This window comes from Arthrobacter sp. P1_B9 (genome assembly GCF_056406495.1).
This window is the reverse complement of record NZ_JBFUAA010000002.1, coordinates 329,227-347,971: the sequence shown is the minus strand read 5'-3', so window position 1 is coordinate 347,971 and position 18,745 is coordinate 329,227. Positions and strand designations below refer to the sequence as shown.

General features: G+C 62.1%; 22 protein-coding genes. 1 reads left to right on the top strand and 21 read right to left on the bottom strand.

Translation table 11 applies throughout. From position 1 onward, the window contains the following. Positions 1–7: 7 nt before the first annotated feature. The 15 genes from rpsH to rpsJ form a co-directional block, all read right to left on the bottom strand. Entirely contained in the window at positions 8–406 is a 399-nt protein-coding gene (gene rpsH, locus AC1D1A_RS04165; RefSeq protein ID WP_018773673.1) for a 30S ribosomal protein S8, read from the bottom strand. Positions 407–502: 96 nt separating this feature from the next. Then, complete coding sequence (gene rplE, locus AC1D1A_RS04160) at positions 503–1,084, bottom strand: 50S ribosomal protein L5 (protein WP_018773672.1); 582 nt, start codon at positions 1,082–1,084, stop codon at positions 503–505. Then, positions 1,084–1,443 carry a 50S ribosomal protein L24 gene (gene rplX / locus AC1D1A_RS04155; RefSeq protein WP_028275000.1) on the bottom strand — a complete coding sequence of 120 codons (360 nt, stop codon included), beginning with the start codon at positions 1,441–1,443 and terminating at the stop codon, positions 1,084–1,086. Before rplX ends, rplE begins: the two co-directional genes overlap by 1 nt. Positions 1,444–1,446: 3 nt before the next feature. Further along, entirely contained in the window at positions 1,447–1,815 is a 369-nt protein-coding gene (gene rplN / locus AC1D1A_RS04150) for a 50S ribosomal protein L14 (protein WP_003803789.1), read from the bottom strand. A gap of 560 nt (positions 1,816–2,375) precedes the next feature. After that, positions 2,376–2,684 carry a 30S ribosomal protein S17 gene (rpsQ, locus tag AC1D1A_RS04145; RefSeq protein ID WP_018773670.1) on the bottom strand — a complete coding sequence of 103 codons (309 nt, stop codon included), beginning with the start codon at positions 2,682–2,684 and terminating at the stop codon, positions 2,376–2,378. Next, a complete protein-coding gene (gene rpmC, locus AC1D1A_RS04140) occupies positions 2,681–3,010 on the bottom strand; it encodes a 50S ribosomal protein L29 (RefSeq protein WP_018773669.1) in 330 nt (109 codons plus the stop codon). Before rpmC ends, rpsQ begins: the two co-directional genes overlap by 4 nt. Positions 3,011–3,012: 2 nt before the next feature. Further along, a complete protein-coding gene (gene rplP, locus AC1D1A_RS04135) occupies positions 3,013–3,429 on the bottom strand; it encodes a 50S ribosomal protein L16 (protein WP_018773668.1) in 417 nt (138 codons plus the stop codon). Further along, entirely contained in the window at positions 3,430–4,272 is an 843-nt protein-coding gene (gene rpsC, locus AC1D1A_RS04130) for a 30S ribosomal protein S3 (protein ID WP_028275116.1), read from the bottom strand. After that, entirely contained in the window at positions 4,273–4,638 is a 366-nt protein-coding gene (gene rplV, locus AC1D1A_RS04125; RefSeq protein WP_003803798.1) for a 50S ribosomal protein L22, read from the bottom strand. Between the two features lie 38 nt (positions 4,639–4,676). Further along, positions 4,677–4,958, bottom strand: a complete 282-nt coding sequence (rpsS, locus tag AC1D1A_RS04120) for a 30S ribosomal protein S19 (protein WP_018773666.1) — start codon at positions 4,956–4,958, stop codon at positions 4,677–4,679. Between the two features lie 12 nt (positions 4,959–4,970). After that, complete coding sequence (gene rplB, locus AC1D1A_RS04115; protein WP_026266473.1) at positions 4,971–5,810, bottom strand: 50S ribosomal protein L2; 840 nt, start codon at positions 5,808–5,810, stop codon at positions 4,971–4,973. Between the two features lie 29 nt (positions 5,811–5,839). Continuing rightward, on the bottom strand, positions 5,840–6,145 hold the full coding sequence (gene rplW / locus AC1D1A_RS04110) for a 50S ribosomal protein L23 (RefSeq protein WP_018773664.1): 306 nt from the start codon (positions 6,143–6,145) through the stop codon (positions 5,840–5,842). After that, positions 6,142–6,762 carry a 50S ribosomal protein L4 gene (rplD, locus tag AC1D1A_RS04105; RefSeq protein WP_028275117.1) on the bottom strand — a complete coding sequence of 207 codons (621 nt, stop codon included), beginning with the start codon at positions 6,760–6,762 and terminating at the stop codon, positions 6,142–6,144. Before rplD ends, rplW begins: the two co-directional genes overlap by 4 nt. A gap of 4 nt (positions 6,763–6,766) precedes the next feature. Then, complete coding sequence (gene rplC / locus AC1D1A_RS04100; protein ID WP_003803812.1) at positions 6,767–7,417, bottom strand: 50S ribosomal protein L3; 651 nt, start codon at positions 7,415–7,417, stop codon at positions 6,767–6,769. Positions 7,418–7,434: 17 nt separating this feature from the next. After that, positions 7,435–7,743, bottom strand: coding sequence for a 30S ribosomal protein S10 (gene rpsJ, locus AC1D1A_RS04095; protein ID WP_003803825.1), 309 nt, complete (start codon positions 7,741–7,743; stop codon positions 7,435–7,437). Between the two features lie 410 nt (positions 7,744–8,153). Between rpsJ and AC1D1A_RS04090 the strand changes: the two genes are divergently transcribed. Next, complete coding sequence (locus tag AC1D1A_RS04090; protein ID WP_476851484.1) at positions 8,154–9,578, top strand: GH1 family beta-glucosidase; 1,425 nt, start codon at positions 8,154–8,156, stop codon at positions 9,576–9,578. Between the two features lie 17 nt (positions 9,579–9,595). Here the strand turns inward: AC1D1A_RS04090 and AC1D1A_RS04085 are convergent, their stop codons facing one another. The 6 genes from AC1D1A_RS04085 to AC1D1A_RS04060 all read right to left on the bottom strand — a co-directional run bounded on the left by AC1D1A_RS04085 (position 9,596) and on the right by AC1D1A_RS04060 (position 18,653). Further along, on the bottom strand, positions 9,596–9,721 hold the full coding sequence (locus AC1D1A_RS04085) for a hypothetical protein (protein WP_256860042.1): 126 nt from the start codon (positions 9,719–9,721) through the stop codon (positions 9,596–9,598). Positions 9,722–9,865: 144 nt separating this feature from the next. Next, entirely contained in the window at positions 9,866–11,056 is a 1,191-nt protein-coding gene (gene tuf / locus AC1D1A_RS04080) for an elongation factor Tu (protein ID WP_018773660.1), read from the bottom strand. 267 nt (positions 11,057–11,323) lie between these two features. Continuing rightward, the gene (gene fusA, locus AC1D1A_RS04075) at positions 11,324–13,438 is read right to left on the bottom strand and encodes an elongation factor G (protein ID WP_079550516.1); all 2,115 of its coding nucleotides are present in this window, start codon (positions 13,436–13,438) and stop codon (positions 11,324–11,326) included. A gap of 69 nt (positions 13,439–13,507) precedes the next feature. Then, the gene (gene rpsG, locus AC1D1A_RS04070; protein WP_011692813.1) at positions 13,508–13,978 is read right to left on the bottom strand and encodes a 30S ribosomal protein S7; all 471 of its coding nucleotides are present in this window, start codon (positions 13,976–13,978) and stop codon (positions 13,508–13,510) included. Between the two features lies 1 nt (position 13,979). Next, positions 13,980–14,354 (bottom strand): 30S ribosomal protein S12, encoded by a 375-nt coding sequence (gene rpsL / locus AC1D1A_RS04065; RefSeq protein ID WP_018773658.1) that lies wholly within the window; start codon positions 14,352–14,354, stop codon positions 13,980–13,982. 399 nt (positions 14,355–14,753) lie between these two features. Continuing rightward, positions 14,754–18,653, bottom strand: coding sequence for a DNA-directed RNA polymerase subunit beta' (locus AC1D1A_RS04060; protein ID WP_223913813.1), 3,900 nt, complete (start codon positions 18,651–18,653; stop codon positions 14,754–14,756). Between the last annotated feature and the right edge of the window lie 92 nt (positions 18,654–18,745).

The window sequence follows — 18,745 nt, the reverse complement described above, 5'->3', positions numbered from 1 at the left end:
TTTCCCGTTACCAGACGTAAGCGAGGACTTCGCCGCCCACGCCCTTCTTGCCGGCCTGCTTGTCAGTCAAGAGGCCGGAAGAGGTGGACAGGATTGCGACACCCAGGCCACCGAGCACGTGCGGCAGGTTGGTGGACTTTGCGTAAACGCGCAGTCCCGGCTTGGAAATACGACGAACGCCAGCGATTGAACGCTCGCGGTTCGGACCGAACTTGAGCTCGAGGGTCAGCTTCTTGCCAACCTCAGCGTCTTCTTCTTTCCAGGAGGCGATGTAACCTTCAGCCTTCAGGATGTCGGCAACGCGTGCCTTGAGCTTGCTGTACGGCATGGTCACGGAATCGTGGTATGCCGAGTTAGCGTTGCGCAGACGCGTAAGCATGTCTGCGACGGGATCTGTCATTGTCATGTGGGCTCTTGCCCTTCCTCATAACGGTTTCCGCCGTGCTGGTTGTCCCGAACAGAATTCGGAAAGGAGCGCGGGCGGACCTTTTACGTAGCTAGATTAGTCTTCGGTCTTGAACGGGAAGCCAAGCGCCTTCAGCAGCGCGCGGCCTTCGTCGTCGGTCTTGGCAGTGGTCACGACGGTGATGTCCATACCGCGAACGCGGTCAATGGAATCCTGGTCGATCTCGTGGAACATAACCTGCTCGGTCAGACCGAAGGTGTAGTTGCCGTTGCCATCGAACTGCTTGCCGCTGAGGCCACGGAAGTCGCGGATACGCGGCAGGGCCAGCGTGACCAGACGGTCCAGGAATTCCCACATGCGGTCCCCACGCAGAGTTGCGTGTGCACCGATCGGCATGCCTTCGCGCAGCTTGAACTGTGCGATCGACTTGCGGGCCTTGGTTACCTGCGGCTTCTGGCCGGTGATCAGGGTCAGATCGCGGACAGCGCCGTCGATCAGCTTGGAGTCCTTGGCGGCATCTCCAACACCCATGTTCACAACGACCTTCACCAGGCGGGGAACCTGGTTGACGTTCTGGTACTTGAATTCCTCAGTCAGCGTGTTCTTGATGGAATCGGCGTACTTGGTCTTCAGACGAGGAACGATCTTGCTTGCCGGAGTCTCGAGAGTCTCAGTCATTAGATGTCCTTCCCTGAGCTCTTGGCCACGCGGACGCGCACGTCACGCTTCACGCCATCGCGCTCAACGGTCTCGGTGCGGAAACCGACGCGGGTGGGCTTCTTGGTGGACGGGTCAACCAGAGCCACGTTGGAGATGTGGATCGAAGCCTCGACGACCTCGATGCCACCGGTCTTGGTGCCGCGCTGCGACTGACCGACCTTGGTGTGCTTGGTTACGCGGTTAATGCCTTCAACCAACACGCGGTTGGTCTCCGGGTACACGCGCAGAACCTTGCCCTGCTTACCCTTGTCGCCACCGCGCTCAGCCTTGGCGCCAGTGATGACCTGAACGAGGTCACCCTTTTTGATCTTAGCCATGGACTAGAGCACCTCCGGAGCCAGAGAAACGATCTTCATGAACTTCTTGTCGCGAAGTTCACGACCAACCGGTCCGAAGATACGGGTACCGCGGGGGTCACCGTCGTTCTTCAGGATGACGGCTGCGTTCTCGTCAAACTTGATGTAGGAACCATCCGCACGGCGGCGTTCCTTCTTGGTACGGACGATGACAGCCTTGACGACGTCGCCCTTCTTTACGTTGCCGCCCGGAATTGCGTCCTTGACGGTAGCGACGATTACGTCGCCAATGCCTGCGTAGCGACGGCCAGATCCACCGAGAACGCGAATGGTAAGGATTTCCTTAGCACCCGTGTTGTCGGCGACCTTGAGTCGCGACTCCTGCTGAATCACTATTTACTCCTTGCGTCGCGCTGGTTCTCAGACCGAAAATCTTCCTACGGAATGAGCCTTGCGGAACGGTTGATCGGGGTGTCTCTTGACCTGCCTGGATTTTGCCAGACCAGGCCTAAACGCCCGTGCCAAAAACATTTGCTTCCCAGGCGGTTCCCGACGAGTCGGGGCGCAAGGGGGCACTATGCCGTGGCACGATTGTTTACGAGGTTGATGACGGCGCGCAAAAGGCGCCATACAAACTCAAAATCTTAGCACGTTTTAGGCGTATCCCCATATCACAGCCATGGAGCCTGCACACCTCTCCCCGCAGCCGCGGCGCCGCCACGCCGGACAGGCTTTGGGCCCGCCCGCCGCCGCGCGCCCCGGGAACCCGGACCGCCGGCGTCGTAAGCCCCCAGTCGTAAGCCCCCAAAGGCTGCTTCGCGTGACGGGCACGGTAAACGGCTGCCGCCGGTCGCAGGCTGCCGCTGCGGCGGCTGCCGGCAACGCAGAAGCCCCCGCTCCCCCAAAGGGGAACGAGGGCTTCTGCTGTATCACCAGGCAAACAGGTGCAGGTGTTACTTGGCCTTCTCGAGGATCTCGACCAGACGCCACCGCTTGGTAGCGGACAGCGGGCGGGTCTCGGCAAGGAGCACCAGGTCGCCGATGCCGGCGCTGTTCTCTTCGTCGTGAGCCTTGATCTTGGCGTTGCGGCGGATGACCTTGCCGTAGAGGGCGTGCTTCACGCGGTCTTCGACCTGGACAGTGATGGTCTTTTCCATCTTGTCCGAGACGACGTAGCCGCGCTTCGTCTTACGGTAACCGCGCTCGTCAGCCTTGGCTGCGTCGGAAACAGTTTCCGTCACGTTCTCGTCCTTTTCACTCACTTGGCATCCTCCTCGGATTCAACCGTTTCAGCCTTCTCAGCCTTCTTGGTTGCAGCCTTCTTGGACTTCTTCTCTTCCTTGGCTTCCACAACCGGTGCGGCAACCTCGGCACGAATGCCGAGTTCGCGCTCACGGAGAACGGTGTAGATGCGGGCGATGTCCTTCTTTACCGCGCGCAGACGACCGTGGTTCTCCAGCTGACCGGTGGCGGACTGGAAACGCAGGTTGAACAGCTCTTCCTTGGCCTTGCGGAGTTCTTCAACGAGACGCTCGTTGTCGAAACCGTCCAGCTGTGCGGATGCAAGTTCCTTGGATCCTACTGCCATTTCTACTCACCACCTTCGCGACGCACAATGCGTGCCTTCAACGGCAGCTTGTGGATTGCCAGGCGCAGGGCCTCGCGAGCTACCTCTTCACTGACACCGGAGAGTTCGAAGAGAACCCGGCCCGGCTTGACGTTTGAGACCCACCATTCCGGAGAACCCTTACCGGAACCCATGCGGGTTTCGGCCGGCTTCTTCGTCAGCGGACGGTCCGGGTAAATGTTGATCCAGACCTTTCCGCCACGCTTGATGTGGCGGGTCATCGCGATACGGGCAGATTCGATCTGACGGTTCGTGACGTAGGCCGGGCTCAGCGCCTGGATGCCCCACTCACCGAAGGAGACCTGGGTGCCGCCCGTAGCAGCGCCGGAACGACCCGGGTGGTGCTGCTTACGGTGCTTGACTCGACGTGGGATAAGCATTTAAGCCTGTCCTCCTTCTACTGACTGTGCCGTGCCTGCGGCACCGGCTTCGACAGCCGGAGCTTCGGCGGCAGGTGCTGCCTCGGCTGCGGGGCGGTCGGGACGACGGCGGCGGTCACCACGGTCGGCGCCACCCGGGCGGCCCGGGCGGTCGCCGGCACGGCCACGGGACGGAGCAGCAGCTGCCTGCTGAGCCAGTTCCTTGGCAGTGACGTCGCCCTTGTAGATCCAGACCTTCACGCCGATGCGGCCGAAGGTGGTCTTGGCCTCGTAGAAGCCGTAGTCGATGTTCGCACGCAGGGTGTGCAGGGGCACACGGCCTTCGCGGTAGAACTCCGAGCGGGACATTTCTGCGCCGCCCAGTCGACCCGAGCAAGCGATCCGGATGCCCTTGGCACCGGCGCGCTGTGCGGACTGCATGGCCTTCTTCATCGCACGGCGGAAAGCCACGCGGGAAGTCAGCTGCTCTGCAACGCCCTGGGCAACAAGCTGGGCTTCCATCTCGGGGTTCTTGACCTCGAGGATGTTCAGCTGAACCTGCTTGCCCGTGAGCTTCTCAAGCTCGCCGCGGATGCGGTCTGCTTCAGCGCCGCGGCGGCCGATGACGATGCCCGGACGTGCCGTGTGGATATCCACGCGGACACGGTCGCGGGTGCGCTCGATTTCGACCTTGGCGATACCGGCGCGCTCCATGCCCGTGGACATGAGCTGGCGGATACGGATGTCTTCGCGAACGAAGTCCTTGTACCGCTGGCCGGCCTTGGTGCTGTCGGCGAACCAGTGCGATACGTGATCGGTGGTGATGCCGAGTCGGAACCCGTGCGGGTTAACTTTCTGTCCCACTTAGCGAGCCTCCTCTTTCTCCGGGGTAGCGACTACCACGGTGATGTGGCTCGTGCGCTTCTTGATCTGAAATGCACGACCCTGGGCTCGCGGCTGGAACCGCTTCATGGTCGGGCCTTCATCAACAAACGCTTCGCTGATGATGAGGTCACCTTCGTCAAACGCCACGCCGTCGCGGTCCGCGAGGACCCGGGCGTTGGAGATTGCCGACTGAACTACCTTGAATACCGGCTCCGAAGCTGCCTGGGGGGCAAACTTCAGAATTGCCAGAGCCTCATTCGCTTGCTTACCACGAACAAGGTTGACGACGCGCCGGGCCTTCATAGGCGTTACGCGGATGTGACGCGCAATTGCCTTGGCTTCCATTGCTTTCCTTCTCTCGTCTTTGACGTAAGTGCAGGCGCCTAGCGGCGCTTGCCCTTACGGTCGTCCTTGACATGGCCGCGGAATGTCCGCGTGGGAGCGAATTCGCCGAGCTTGTGCCCGACCATCGACTCAGTGACAAACACGGGGATGTGCTTGCGTCCGTCGTGTACGGCGATCGTGTGGCCGAGCATGTCGGGGACGATCATCGAACGGCGGGACCAGGTCTTGATGACGTTCTTGGTGCCCTTTTCGTTTTCCCTGGCTACCTTTACAAAGAGGTGCTGGTCAACGAAAGGACCTTTTTTCAGGCTGCGTGGCATGTGTCCAGGCTCCTATCGCTTGTTCTTGCCAGTACGACGGCGACGAACAATAAGCTTGTCGCTCTCTTTGTTGGGACGGCGGGTGCGGCCTTCGCGCTTACCGTTCGGGTTGACGGGGTGACGTCCACCGGACGTCTTACCCTCGCCACCACCGTGGGGGTGGTCAACCGGGTTCATGGCGACACCACGGACGGTCGGGCGAACGCCCTTCCACCGCATACGGCCGGCCTTGCCCCAGTTGATGTTCGACTGCTCGGCGTTGCCGACCTCGCCGACGGTTGCGCGGCAGCGCACGTCAACGTTGCGGATTTCGCCGGAAGGCAGACGCAGCTGGGCGAAACGGCCTTCCTTTGCAACGAGCTGGATCGATGCGCCGGCGGAGCGGCCCATCTTGGCGCCGCCACCCGGACGCAGTTCGACTGCGTGGATTACGGTACCGACCGGGATGTTGCGCAGCGGAAGGTTGTTGCCGGGCTTGATGTCAGCGTCGGCGCCGGCCTCTACGAAGTCGCCCTGGGACAGCTTGTTCGGGGCGATGATGTAACGCTTGGTGCCATCAACGTAGTGCAGGAGGGCGATCCGAGCCGTGCGGTTCGGGTCGTACTCGATTTCGGCAACGCGGGCGTTGACGCCGTCCTTGTCGTGGCGACGGAAGTCGATCAGACGGTACTGGCGCTTGTGTCCACCACCCTTGTGACGGGTCGTGATCTTACCGGAGTTGTTACGGCCACCCTTTTTCGGGAGGGGACGTACCAACGACTTTTCCGGCGTCGACCGCGTGATTTCAGTGAAGTCCGCTACGCTCGAGCCGCGACGGCCCGGGGTAGTCGGCTTGTATTTACGGATTCCCATAATTTATTTCCTCGTTAAAGTGGTCTCCGCTATGAAAGCGGACCGCCGAAGATGTCGATAGTGCCTTCTTTGAGGCTCACAATTGCACGCTTGGTGTTCTTGCGGGTACCCCAGCCGAATTTGGTGCGCTTGCGCTTACCGGCACGGTTGATGGTGTTGATCGATTCGACCTTGACGGAGAAAATCTTCTCCACGGCCAGCTTGATCTCGGTCTTGTTCGAGCGGGGGTCCACCAGGAAGGTGTACTTGCCCTCGTCGATCAGGCCGTAGCTCTTTTCCGAGACAACGGGTGCAAGCACGACGTCACGCGGGTCTTTGATGGTGGCTGCACTCACTTGGCATCCTCCTCGTTCTTTGCAACCTTGTCAGCAACGAATGCTTCGTAGGCAGCCTTGGTGAAGACTACGTCGTCGGAAACGAGAACGTCGTAGGTGTTCAGCTGGTCTGCGTACAGAACGTGAACTTCCTCGAGGTTGCGCACGGACAGTGCAGCAACATCGTTGGCGCGCTCAATGACAACGAGCAGGTTCTTGCGCTCGGAAACTCCGCGCAGGGTTGCCAGTGCTTCCTTGGAGGACGGCGTGGAGCCGGCAACCAGGTCAGCAACGACGTGGACGCGGCCGTTGCGGGCGCGGTCCGAGAGTGCGCCGCGCAGTGCAGCAGCAATCATCTTCTTGGGGGTGCGCTGGCTGTAGTCACGCGGCGTGGGGCCGTGGACAACGCCACCACCGGTCATGTGAGGAGCACGGATGGAACCCTGACGGGCGCGGCCGGTGCCCTTCTGCTTGAACGGCTTGCGACCTGCACCGGAAACCTCGGCGCGGGTCTTGGTCTTGTGGGTACCCTGGCGAGCAGCAGCGAGCTGGGCAACGACGACCTGGTGCAGCAGCGGCACGTTGGTCTGTACGTCGAAGATCTCTGCAGGCAGGTCAACCTTGACAGTGCTAGTCATTGAACTAGGCTCCCTTCACGGCGGTGCGTACGAGTACGACCTGGCCGCGGGCGCCGGGAACGGCGCCCTTGATCAGGAGCAGCGACTTCTCGACGTCAACCGCGTGGACCGTGAGGTTCAGCGTGGTGTGACGAACGGCGCCCATGCGGCCGGCCATTTTCATGCCCTTGAAGACGCGGCTCGGGGTGGATGCGCCACCGATTGAACCGGGCTTACGGTGGTTCTTGTGGGCACCGTGGGAAGCTCCAACGCCGTGGAAGCCGTGACGCTTCATAACACCGGCGAAGCCCTTACCCTTGGTGGTGCCAACGACGTCGATCTTCTGGCCGGCTTCGAAGAGCTCTACGGAGAGCTCCTGGCCCAGCTCGTAAGAGTCAGCATCTGCAGTGCGCAGTTCTACGACGTGGCGGCGAGGCGTGACGCCTGCCTTTTCAAAGTGACCAGCCAGCGGCTTGGTGACCTTGCGGGGATCGATCTGGCCGTAGCCGATCTGAACGGCGACATAGCCATCAGTTTCTGCGTTGCGCAGCTGCGTGATGACGTTCGAGTCAGCCTGGACCACAGTGACGGGGATGAGCTTGTTGTTCTCGTCCCAGACCTGGGTCATGCCGAGCTTCGTGCCCAGCAGGCCCTTTACGTTACGGGTTGCGGTCATAGTCTCTCAGCACCTCCCTACAGCTTGATTTCGATGTTCACGTCGGCCGGCAGGTCGAGACGCATGAGCGAATCAACAGCCTTGGGCGTGGGGTCGATGATGTCGATAAGACGCTTGTGCGTGCGCATTTCGAAGTGCTCGCGGCTGTCCTTGTACTTGTGCGGAGAGCGAATAACGCAGTAAACGTTCTTCTCCGTCGGCAGCGGCACGGGGCCAACTACAGTTGCGCCTGCGCGCGTGACCGTCTCAACGATCTTCCGTGCTGAAACGTCAATGACCTCGTGGTCATATGACTTCAGCCGGATGCGGATTTTTTGTCCCGCCATGTCGCCTGACTCTCTTTCAGTCTGTGCTTCCCCTGATTAGGGCTGCCCTGTTCACTTACTAGTTGTATGGCTGCCGAAGCATTTGAAGTCGTGACTACCACCCGCCGCACAAGCTGAATCCGGAAAGATCCGGGTTCCTCAACCTGCCGACGCAACCGACCCCCGCGGTCGGGCGTGTCGCATGTTTTCACACGTACGCGTCCGCAATTCCATGGGGAGTGGGTTATGTTTGGTCTCTTACTTGGACCCTGGCATCCGGCATTATCCGGATCGGGACGCGAAAGAGCGCTTGAACAACTCATCTAGTATGCCGGAATTTGCGGGCAGAAGCGAATCAGCCCTCTGCACGGCGGTGCAATCACTGCCGGAGGGCCATTGTCCTGAATCGCCGTCGAATGGATGATAGGGGCATGACTGTGCAGGACTCTGTAGCAGTTCAGGCCCTCGCCGCACGCCTGAGCCCGGGATTCACCCTGGGTGTTTCCTCCGCGGCATTCCAGATCGAGGGCAGCCTTGCCGCCGGCGGCCGCGGCCCCTCCGGCTGGGACGCCTTTGCCGAAAAGCCCGGCAACATCCTGCACGGGCACTCCCCCGCCGTGGCCTGCGACCACTACAACCGCGCCGAGGAAGACATCGAACTGATGCGGGATCTCGGGATCGATTCCTACCGCTTTTCGATCTCGTGGCCGCGGGTCCAGCCCGAGGGCAGCGGCCGCTTCAATGCGGCCGGGCTGGACTTCTACGACCGCCTGATCGACCGGCTCCTCGCCGCCGGCATCTCCCCCATGGCCACTCTCTACCACTGGGATACGCCGCTGCCCCTCGAGCACCGGGGCGGCTGGATGAACCGTTCGACGGCGGAACGGTTCGCCGAGTACAGCGCGGCCGCCGGCAAGCGGTTCGGCGACCGCGTGGCGCAGTGGGTGACGCTGAACGAGCCCGCCTCGGTTACCCTGAACGGCTACGCCCTGGGCGTCCACGCACCCGGCCGCGGCCTGCTCTTCGATGCCCTGCCGTCGGTGCGGCATCAGCTCCTGGGGCACGGGCTGGCGGTTCAGGCGCTGCGCGCGGAGGGCGTCGCCGGCGCCGTCGGCGTCACGAACCTGCATTCCCCCGTCCGGCCTGCTTCCGGTTCGCCAACAGACAGGATGCTGGCCAGGGTGTTCGACTTCGTGCTGAACCGGCTCTACGCTGACCCGATCCTCCTGGGCCGCTTTCCCCGGCTGCCGCTGATCGCCCGGCCGTGGTTCCGTTCAATGCGGAGCATCAGCGACGCGGACCTGGCCACGATCCACCAGCCGCTGGATTTCTACGGTCTGAACTATTACTACCCCGTGAAGGTGGCCACGGGCCGCGGCGTCGACAGCCCCTCGGCAACCGCGGAGGCGATGCTGAAAGTCCCGTTCCACATGGCCGCGTTCCCGGAGTATGAACGCACAGGATTCGGCTGGCCGGTCGCTCCTGACCACCTGGGGATCCTGCTCCGGGAGCTGAAGGACCGGTACGGGTCCTCGCTGCCGCCGCTCTACATCACCGAGAGCGGGGCGAGCTTCCCCGAACCGGACCACGTCACCGGCCCCATTCCCGATGCCGGCCGGATCAGCTATCTCGCCGCACATCTCAGCCAGGCGGTGGAGGCGACCTCCCCCGGGGGCGTGGCCCACGACGTCGAACTGCTCGGCTATTACGTCTGGACGCTGATGGACAACTTCGAATGGGCGGCCGGCTACTCGCAGCGCTTCGGCCTGGTGCACGTCGATTTCACGAGCCTCAAGCGCACGCCGAAAGACTCGTACTACTGGTACCAGGCCCTCGCGCGGGCACGCCGGGCCTGAGCCCCGCCCGGCCGCTGCTACTGGTTGCGGTTGGACCTATTGATGCGCTTGGCGCGCTCGATCTCCTGGCGGAAGTGCCTCTTCGCCCAAAAGAACGCGACGACGACCGCGGCGGCGATCAACAGAAAAATGAACCAGCCCATGGTGAGCTCCCTTCCCTTCCTGCAAAGGTATCAGGAACTTAAAAGGAACAGCCCCGCTGCAAGTGCAGCGGGGCTGTTCCCGATCCTCTTCTCAGCTGCCAGACGGCTGGCTGATCAGGGGCAAAGCATCAGATCGGCAAGTAATTACTTGATGATCTTGGTGACGCGTCCTGAACCAACGGTGCGGCCGCCTTCGCGGATAGCGAAGCCGAGGCCCTCTTCCATTGCGATCGGCTGGATGAGCGCAACGGTCATCTCAGTGTTGTCGCCGGGCATAACCATTTCCGTGCCTTCCGGCAGGGTGATAACGCCGGTTACGTCCGTGGTGCGGAAGTAGAACTGCGGGCGGTAGTTGGAGTAGAACGGGTTGTGACGTCCGCCTTCGTCCTTGGAGAGGATGTAGACGTTAGCCTCGAAGTCGGTGTGCGGGGTGATGGAACCCGGCTTGACGACAACCTGGCCACGCTCGACATCGTCGCGCTTCAGACCGCGGAGCAGGAGGCCACAGTTCTCGCCGGCCCATGCTTCGTCGAGCTGCTTGTGGAACATCTCGATACCGGTAACCGTGGTCTTCTGGACCGGGCGGATGCCGACGATCTCGACCTCGGAGTTGATGGCGAGGGTTCCACGCTCGGCGCGGCCCGTAACAACGGTGCCACGGCCGGTGATCGTGAAGACATCTTCGATCGGCATCAGGAAGGGCTTGTCACGGTCACGTACGGGGTCCGGAACGGACTCGTCGACAGCAGCCATGAGGTCCTCAACGGACTTGACCCAGACGGGGTCGCCTTCGAGGGCCTTCAGGCCGGAAACGCGAACAACCGGAGCCTCGTCGCCATCGAAGCCCTGCGAGCTGAGCAGCTCGCGAACTTCCATTTCAACGAGGTCGAGGAGCTCTTCGTCGTCAACCATGTCAGCCTTGTTCAGCGCGACCAGCAGGTAGGGAACGCCAACCTGGCGGGCGAGCAGAACGTGCTCGCGGGTCTGAGCCATCGGGCCGTCAGTGGCGGCAACCACGAGGATTGCACCGTCCATTTGAGCAGCGCCGGTGATCATGTTCTTGATGTAGTCAGCGTGACCCGGAGCGTCTACGTGTGCGTAGTGGCGCTTCTCGGTCTGGTACTCAACGTGGGAGATGTTGATGGTAATGCCGCGCTGACGCTCTTCGGGAGCAGAGTCAATCGACGCGAAGTCACGCTTCTCGTTGAGAGTCGGGTACTTGTCGTACAGCACCTTGGAAATGGCGGCCGTCAGCGTCGTCTTACCGTGGTCAACGTGACCAATGGTACCGATGTTAACGTGCGGCTTAGTCCGCTCGAACTTTGCCTTTGCCACAGGTTCCTCCTAGAACGTTTTCAAATTGACTTACCCTTCGGCCGCGCTTGTCGCGGCAGAAACTCCAGTAAGTCTACTTGGGGGGCTTTGGATTGATGAAATTGCAGATTCAGGTACTAATGCTAGTGCCTAGAGCCTGTTCGTGCAGGCGGCCGAACTCCGGCCTGGCCGGACTACAGCTGACCGGAGTCCGGCCACTTGCACCAGATGTGTCTCCGCTGGCGGAGACGCACCCGAGTTTCTTGTTGCTGCGAGGCGTCTAGAAGACTACTCGCCGCGGTTCTTCTGGATGATCTCGTCGGCGACTGCCTTCGGGACCTCGGCGTAGCTGTTGAACGTCATGGAGTACACAGCGCGGCCCTGGGTCTTCGAGCGCAGGTCACCGATGTAGCCGAACATGCCGGACAGCGGGACGTGTGCGCGAATAACCTTGACGCCCTGGGCATCTTCCATGGACTGCATCTGGCCACGGCGGGAGTTGAGGTCACCGATAACTTCACCCATGTATTCCTCAGGGGTGCGGACCTCGACATCCATCAGCGGTTCGAGCAGGACAGGGTTCGCCTTGCGTGCGGCTTCCTTGAAAGCCATACGGCCGGCGATCTTGAACGCCATTTCCGAGGAGTCAACATCGTGGTACGCGCCGTCAATCAGCGTCGCCTTGATGCCGACAACCGGGTAACCGGCCAGGACGCCGTCGTTAAGCGCATCCTGGATGCCGGCGTCGACCGACGGGATGTACTCGCGCGGAACGCGGCCACCGGTGACCTTGTTCTCGAACTCGTACAGCTCGCCACCTGAGGTGTCCAGCGGCTCGATCGCGATCTGGATCTTTGCGAACTGGCCGGAACCACCGGTCTGCTTCTTGTGCGTGTAGTCGTGACGCTCTACAGCACGCTTGATGGTTTCGCGGTAAGCAACCTGCGGCTTGCCAACGTTTGCCTCGACCTTGAATTCGCGGCGCATGCGGTCCACCAGGATGTCCAGGTGGAGCTCGCCCATGCCGGCGATGATGGTCTGGCCGGTGTCCTCGTTGAGGGAGACCTGGAAGGTCGGGTCCTCAGCGGAGAGCTTCTGGATGGCCGTGGAGAGCTTCTCCTGGTCACCCTTCGTGTTCGGCTCGATCGCAACCGAGATCACGGGCTCCGGGAAGCTCATGGACTCGAGGACAATCTGGTTGGCCGGATCGCACAGGGTGTCGCCCGTGGTGGTGTCCTTGAGGCCGATCGCTGCGTAGATGTGGCCGGCGGTAGCGCCTTCGACGGGCATTTCCTTGTTGGCGTGCATCTGGAACAGCTTGCCGATGCGCTCCTTCTTGCCCTTGGTGGAGTTGACCACCTGCGAGCCTGCTTCCACGTGACCGGAGTACACGCGGACGAAGGTCAGCTGGCCGAAGAAGGGGTGCGCGGCGATCTTGAACGCCAGTGCGGAGAAAGGCTCTTCAGAGGAGGGCTTACGGGTAAGCTCCTTCTCTTCGTCGCGGGGATCGTGACCGATCATCGGCGGGACGTCGAGCGGGTTCGGCAGGTAGTCCACCACAGCGTCGAGCATGGGCTGAACGCCGCGGTTCTTGAATGCAGAACCACAGAAGACCGGGTAGATCTCAGAGTTGATCGTCATCTTGCGGATGCCGGCCTTGAGCTCATCGATGCTGATCTCTTCGCCCTCAAGGTACTTCTCCATGAGTTCCTCGGAGGACTCGGCAACGGTCTCAATGAGCGTTGCGCGGTACTCTTCGGCCTTCGCCTGGAGGTCAGCCGGGATCTCGCGGATCTCGTACTTGGCACCCATGGTGACGTCACCCTTGGCGTCGCCGGGCCAGACCAGCGAACGCATGTAAAGGAGGTCGACGACGCCGATGAAGTCGTTCTCGGCGCCGATCGGCAGCTGCATGACGAGCGGCTTGGCACCGAGGCGGCTGATGATGGTGTCGACGGTGAAGTAGAAGTCAGCGCCGAGCTTGTCCATCTTGTTGACGAAGCAGATGCGCGGAACGTTGTACTTGTCAGCCTGGCGCCAAACAGTCTCGGACTGCGGCTCCACGCCTTCCTTGCCGTCGAACACGGCGACTGCGCCGTCGAGGACGCGCAGGGAGCGCTCAACCTCGACCGTGAAGTCCACGTGGCCGGGGGTGTCGATGATGTTGATCTGGTTGTTTTCCCAGAAGCAGGTCACGGCGGCAGACGTGATGGTGATGCCGCGTTCCTTTTCCTGTTCCATCCAGTCAGTCGTCGAAGCGCCGTCGTGCGTTTCGCCGATCTTGTGGTTCACACCCGTGTAGAACAGGATGCGCTCGGTAGTAGTGGTCTTGCCAGCATCGATGTGGGCCATGATGCCGATATTGCGGACCTTGCTAAGGTCGGTAAGCACGTCCTGTGCCACGGTGTCTCCCTTTCGGATGGACTGCACGTTCGCCGCCGGCTCAGTCGAGCCGGCGGCGTCCGGGAAGTATTACCAGCGGTAGTGTGCGAAGGCCTTGTTGGACTCGGCCATCTTGTGGGTGTCTTCGCGACGCTTCACAGCGGCACCGAGACCGTTCGAGGCATCCAGGATTTCGTTCTGGAGGCGCTCGGTCATGGTCTTTTCGCGGCGGGCCTTGGAGTAGCCAACCAGCCAGCGGAGGGCGAGGGCCGTGGAACGGCCCGGCTTGACCTCAACGGGAACCTGGTAGGTGGCGCCACCAACACGGCGGGAGCGGACCTCAAGCGAAGGCTTGACGTTCTCCATGGCCTTCTTGAGGGCTGCAACGGGGTCGCCGCCGGACTTGGCGCGAGCACCCTCGAGTGCACCGTAAACGATGCGCTCTGCGGTGGACTTCTTGCCGTCAACCAGCACCTTGTTGATGAGCTGGGTGACCAGCGGGGAGCCGTAAACGGGATCTAGAACTAGCGGCCGCTTGGGGGCCGGACCCTTGCGAGGCATATTACTTCTTCTCCATCTTTGCGCCGTAGCGGCTGCGAGCCTGCTTACGGTTCTTGACACCCTGGGTATCGAGGGCGCCACGGACGATCTTGTAGCGGACACCCGGAAGGTCCTTCACGCGGCCGCCGCGGACGAGCACAATGGAGTGCTCCTGCAGGTTGTGGCCCACACCGGGGATGTATGCGGTGACTTCAATGCCGCCGTTGAGGCGTACGCGAGCAACCTTACGCAGAGCCGAGTTCGGCTTCTTCGGGGTCGTCGTGTAAACGCGGGTGCAAACACCGCGGCGCATCGGGCTGCCGTTAAGCGCGGGAGCCTTGGTCTTTTTGACCTTAGGCGTGCGGCCCTTGCGGACCAGCTGGTTAATCGTAGGCACTCTCGTGTTCTCCGTTTTATCCGGAGCGGCCGTTGGCGGCCGCTCTCTTGTCGCTGCGCCTCGCCGCCCGAGCTTTGAAGTTCTCTCCAGAGCAGCTGAGGCGAAGCCTTAATAGTCGGACCGCACGCCGGGGTCCAAGGACTTTCGACCCGAACTGCCCCTAGGCATGCGAAAATGTGGCATACGTTGCACAAGAACCCTGCAAACCGGAAACGTCGTCCTGGTTGAACCTTTCAGCTGCAAGCTGTCTGGCTCAAACCGGCGCACTCATCCACTGCCACAATAACAATTAGTCTCAAGTCTAACACGGACGGGTCCCAGCCCTTAATCGGCGGGGTTTTACCACTGGAAAGGCCCCGCCCCCACCGAGGTGGGAACGGGGCCTGTCAGTCACTCAGCTCAGCGGAAGTCGCTGCCGAGATCGTAGTCATCCAGCGGGATGGCGTGGAACTCGGGAGCTCCGTCGCCGCCCAGCGAGTCGTAGGAGAAGTCACTGAATGCGCTGGGGCCGGTGAACAGGTTGGCCTTTGCTTCTTCAGTGGGTTCCACGGTGACCTCGGTGTAGCGCGGGAGACCCGTGCCGGCCGGGATGAGCTTACCGATGATGACGTTTTCCTTGAGGCCGAGCAGCGGATCGCTCTTGCCTTCCATGGCCGCCTGCGTCAGAACGCGGGTGGTCTCCTGGAAGGAAGCTGCGGACAGCCAGGACTCGGTCGCCAGGGACGCCTTGGTGATGCCCATGAGCTCGGGACGCCCGGATGCCGGCGTCTTGCCCTCGGACACAACGCGGCGGTTGGCCTCTTCGAAACGGCTGCGTTCGGCGAGCTCGCCGGGCAGCAGGTCCGATTCGCCGGACTCGATGACCGTGACGCGGCGCAGCATCTGGCGGACGATAACCTCGACGTGCTTGTCGTGGATACCGATGCCCTGGCTGCGGTACACGCCCTGGACTTCGTCCACCAGGAACTTCTGCGCGGCACGGGGACCCATGATGCGCAGCACCTGCTTGGGGTCGACCGGGCCGTTGATGAGCTTCTGGCCAACGCTGACGTGATCGCCGTCTTCGATGAGAAGACGTGAACGGCGCAGCACCGGGTAGGCGATCTCTTCAGATCCGTCATCCGGGGTGATGACCAGGCGCATCTGGCGCTCGGACTCTTCGATGGTGATGCGGCCGGCTGCTTCAGCAATCGGTGCGACACCCTTCGGAGTACGGGCTTCGAAGAGCTCCTGGATACGGGGCAGACCCTGGGTGATGTCGTCGCCACCGCTGGCGGAAACAGCACCACCGGTGTGGAACGTACGCATGGTCAGCTGGGTACCCGGCTCACCGATGGACTGCGCGGCAATGATGCCCACGGCCTCACCGATGTCGACGGTCTTGCCAGTGGCCAGCGAACGGCCGTAGCACAGGGCGCAGGTGCCGACGCTGGACTCACAGGTGAGTACAGAGCGGACCTTGACCTCGGTGATGCCGGCTGCGAACAGTTCGGCAATGACGACGTCGCCGCAGTCGGTGCCGGCAGCTGCCAGGACCTTGCCCTTGGAGTCGACGACGTCGACGGCCAGGGTGCGGGCGTAGGCGCTGTTCTCGACGTTCTCGTCCAGGACGAGGACGCCGTTGGCGTCGGCCACGGCGATGGCGGTCATCAGGCCGCGCTCGGTACCGCAGTCCTCTTCGCGGACAATGACGTCCTGCGACACGTCCACCAGACGACGGGTCAGGTAACCCGAGTTGGCGGTACGCAGGGCGGTGTCAGCCAGACCCTTACGGGCACCGTGCGTGGCGATGAAGTATTCCAGCACCGAGAGGCCCTCGCGGTAGGAGGACTTGATCGGACGCGGGATGATTTCACCCTTAGGGTTGGCCACCAGGCCACGGATACCCGCGATCTGACGGACCTGCATCCAGTTACCACGTGCGCCCGAGGACACCATGCGGTTGATCGTGTTCATCGGGGACAGGCTGTCACGCATCGCCTGGGCGATCTCGTTCGTTGCCTTGTTCCAGATTTCGATCAGTTCCTGGCGACGCTCGTCGTCGTCGATCAGGCCCTTGTCGTACTGGCCCTGGATCTTGGCGGCCATGGTCTCGTAACCGGCGAGGATCCGCGGCTTGTCCGTGGGCACCTCGATGTCGGAGATGGCAACGGTCACGCCGGAGCGGGTGGCCCAGTAGAAACCGGCATCCTTCAGGTTGTCCAGCGTTGCCGCCGTGATCACCTTCGGGTAGCGCTCGGCGAGGTCGTTGACGATCCGGGACAGCTCGCCCTTGTCGGCAACATCCTCAACCCACGGGTAATCCGCGGGCAGCGTCTGGTTGAAGATGACCTGGCCGAGGGAGGTCTCGACCAGTGCCATCTGACCGGGCTCCCAGCCCTCCGGGGCTTCCCAGCCCGCGTAGGGCACGAAGCCCTCGAGCCGGATCTTGACCTTGGAGTTCAGGTGCAGCTCGTGAAGGTCGTAGGCCATGATGGCTTCCGCGACCGAGGAGAAGATCCGGCCTTCGCCAGCTGAACCGACACGCTTGGTGGTCAGGTGGTAGAGACCGATGATCATATCCTGCGACGGCAGGGTCACCGGGCGGCCGTCAGACGGCTTCAGGATGTTGTTCGAGGAGAGCATCAGGATGCGGGCCTCGGCCTGGGCTTCGGGGCTCAGCGGCAGGTGGACTGCCATCTGGTCGCCGTCGAAGTCGGCGTTGAAAGCGCCACAAACCAGCGGGTGCAGCTGGATTGCCTTGCCTTCAACAAGCTGCGGCTCGAACGCCTGGATGCCGAGACGGTGCAGGGTAGGTGCACGGTTCAGCAGCACGGGGTGCTCGGTGATGATCTCTTCGAGGACGTCCCAGACCTGCGGACGGTAACGCTCCACCATGCGCTTGGCCGACTTGATGTTCTGGGCGTGGTTGAGGTCCACCAGGCGCTTCATCACGAACGGCTTGAAGAGCTCCAGGGCCATCTGCTTGGGCAGACCACACTGGTGCAGCTTCAGCTGCGGGCCGACGACGATGACCGAACGGCCGGAGTAGTCGACGCGCTTGCCGAGGAGGTTCTGGCGGAAACGGCCCTGCTTGCCCTTAAGCATGTCGCTCAGGGACTTCAGCGGACGGTTGCCCGGTCCGGTGACCGGACGGCCACGGCGGCCGTTGTCGAAGAGGCTGTCAACAGCTTCCTGAAGCATGCGCTTCTCGTTGTTGACGATGATCTCCGGAGCACCGAGGTCAAGCAGGCGCTTGAGGCGGTTGTTGCGGTTGATCACTCGGCGGTAGAGGTCGTTGAGGTCGGAGGTCGCGAAGCGGCCACCGTCCAGCTGGACCATCGGGCGCAGTTCCGGCGGGATCACCGGGACGGCGTCCAGCACCATGCCGAGCGGGCTGTTGTTGGTCGTCAGGAACGCGTTGACCACCTTGAGCCGCTTCAGGGCACGGGTCTTGCGCTGGCCCTTGCCGTTGGCGATGATGTCGCGCAGCATGTCCGACTCGGCCTGCATGTCGAAGTTCTCAAGACGCTTCTTGATGGCCTCGGCACCCATGGAGCCTTCGAAGTACATGCCGTAGCGGTCGCGCAGTTCGCGGTACAGGCCTTCGTCACCTTCGAGGTCGGCGACCTTGAGGTTCTTGAAGCGGTCCCAGACCTGCTCGAGGCGCTCGATTTCGGCGTCGGCACGCTTGCGTACGTTCGCCATCTGGCGGTCAGCGGAGTCGCGGGCCTTCTTCTTGTCGGCAGCCTTCGCGCCTTCGCCTTCGAGACGGGCAAGCTCGTTCTCAAGGTCGCGGGCGATCGTGGCGATGTCCGAGTCGCGGTTGTCGATCAGCTGCTTCTTCTCGATGTCGTGCTCAACCTGGAGGTTGGGCAGTTCTTCGTGGCGGCTGTCGGCGTCGACGCTCGTGATCATGTAGGCCGCGAAGTAGATGACCTTTTCGAGGTCCTTCGGTGCCAGGTCAAGGAGGTAGCCCAGGCGGGAGGGAACACCCTTGAAGTACCAGATGTGCGTGACCGGGGCGGCGAGTTCGATGTGGCCCATGCGCTCACGGCGGACCTTCGCACGGGTGACCTCAACGCCACACCGCTCGCAGATGATGCCCTTGAAGCGCACGCGCTTGTACTTACCGCAGTAGCATTCCCAGTCGCGGGACGGGCCGAAGATCTTCTCGCAGAAGAGGCCGTCCTTCTCGGGCTTGAGCGTGCGGTAGTTGATGGTTTCCGGCTTCTTAACCTCGCCGTACGACCAGCCACGGATGTCTTCCGCGGTGGCGAGGCCGATCTGCATGAGGCCGAAGGAGGATTCGCTGGACATATGGTCCCTGTTCTCTCTTGTTCTCTAAATTCTGAAGTCTTGGGTTACGGGAAGAGGGAGGTGGCTTACGACGGCGAGTGCGAACCCGCCGT

Excerpts from the sequence above, each read along its gene's own strand:
- rpmC (WP_018773669.1), bottom strand. The coding sequence starts at position 3,010 with ATGGCAGTAGGATCCAAGGAACTTGCATCCGCACAGCTGGACGGTTTC.
- AC1D1A_RS04085 (WP_256860042.1), bottom strand. The coding sequence starts at position 9,721 with ATGGGCTGGTTCATTTTTCTGTTGATCGCCGCCGCGGTCGTCGTCGCG.
- AC1D1A_RS04090 (WP_476851484.1), top strand. The coding sequence starts at position 8,154 with ATGACTGTGCAGGACTCTGTAGCAGTTCAGGCCCTCGCCGCACGCCTG.
- rplE (WP_018773672.1), bottom strand. The coding sequence starts at position 1,084 with ATGACTGAGACTCTCGAGACTCCGGCAAGCAAGATCGTTCCTCGTCTG.
- rpsH (WP_018773673.1), bottom strand. The coding sequence starts at position 406 with ATGACAATGACAGATCCCGTCGCAGACATGCTTACGCGTCTGCGCAAC.
- rplX (WP_028275000.1), bottom strand. The coding sequence starts at position 1,443 with ATGGCTAAGATCAAAAAGGGTGACCTCGTTCAGGTCATCACTGGCGCC.
- rpsG (WP_011692813.1), bottom strand. The coding sequence starts at position 13,978 with ATGCCTCGCAAGGGTCCGGCCCCCAAGCGGCCGCTAGTTCTAGATCCC.
- rpsS (WP_018773666.1), bottom strand. The coding sequence starts at position 4,958 with ATGCCACGCAGCCTGAAAAAAGGTCCTTTCGTTGACCAGCACCTCTTT.
- AC1D1A_RS04060 (WP_223913813.1), bottom strand. The coding sequence starts at position 18,653 with ATGTCCAGCGAATCCTCCTTCGGCCTCATGCAGATCGGCCTCGCCACC.
- rpsJ (WP_003803825.1), bottom strand. The coding sequence starts at position 7,743 with ATGGCGGGACAAAAAATCCGCATCCGGCTGAAGTCATATGACCACGAG.
- rplB (WP_026266473.1), bottom strand. The coding sequence starts at position 5,810 with ATGGGAATCCGTAAATACAAGCCGACTACCCCGGGCCGTCGCGGCTCG.
- rplD (WP_028275117.1), bottom strand. The coding sequence starts at position 6,762 with ATGACTAGCACTGTCAAGGTTGACCTGCCTGCAGAGATCTTCGACGTA.
- rplP (WP_018773668.1), bottom strand. The coding sequence starts at position 3,429 with ATGCTTATCCCACGTCGAGTCAAGCACCGTAAGCAGCACCACCCGGGT.
- rplC (WP_003803812.1), bottom strand. The coding sequence starts at position 7,417 with ATGACCGCAACCCGTAACGTAAAGGGCCTGCTGGGCACGAAGCTCGGC.
- rplV (WP_003803798.1), bottom strand. The coding sequence starts at position 4,638 with ATGGAAGCCAAGGCAATTGCGCGTCACATCCGCGTAACGCCTATGAAG.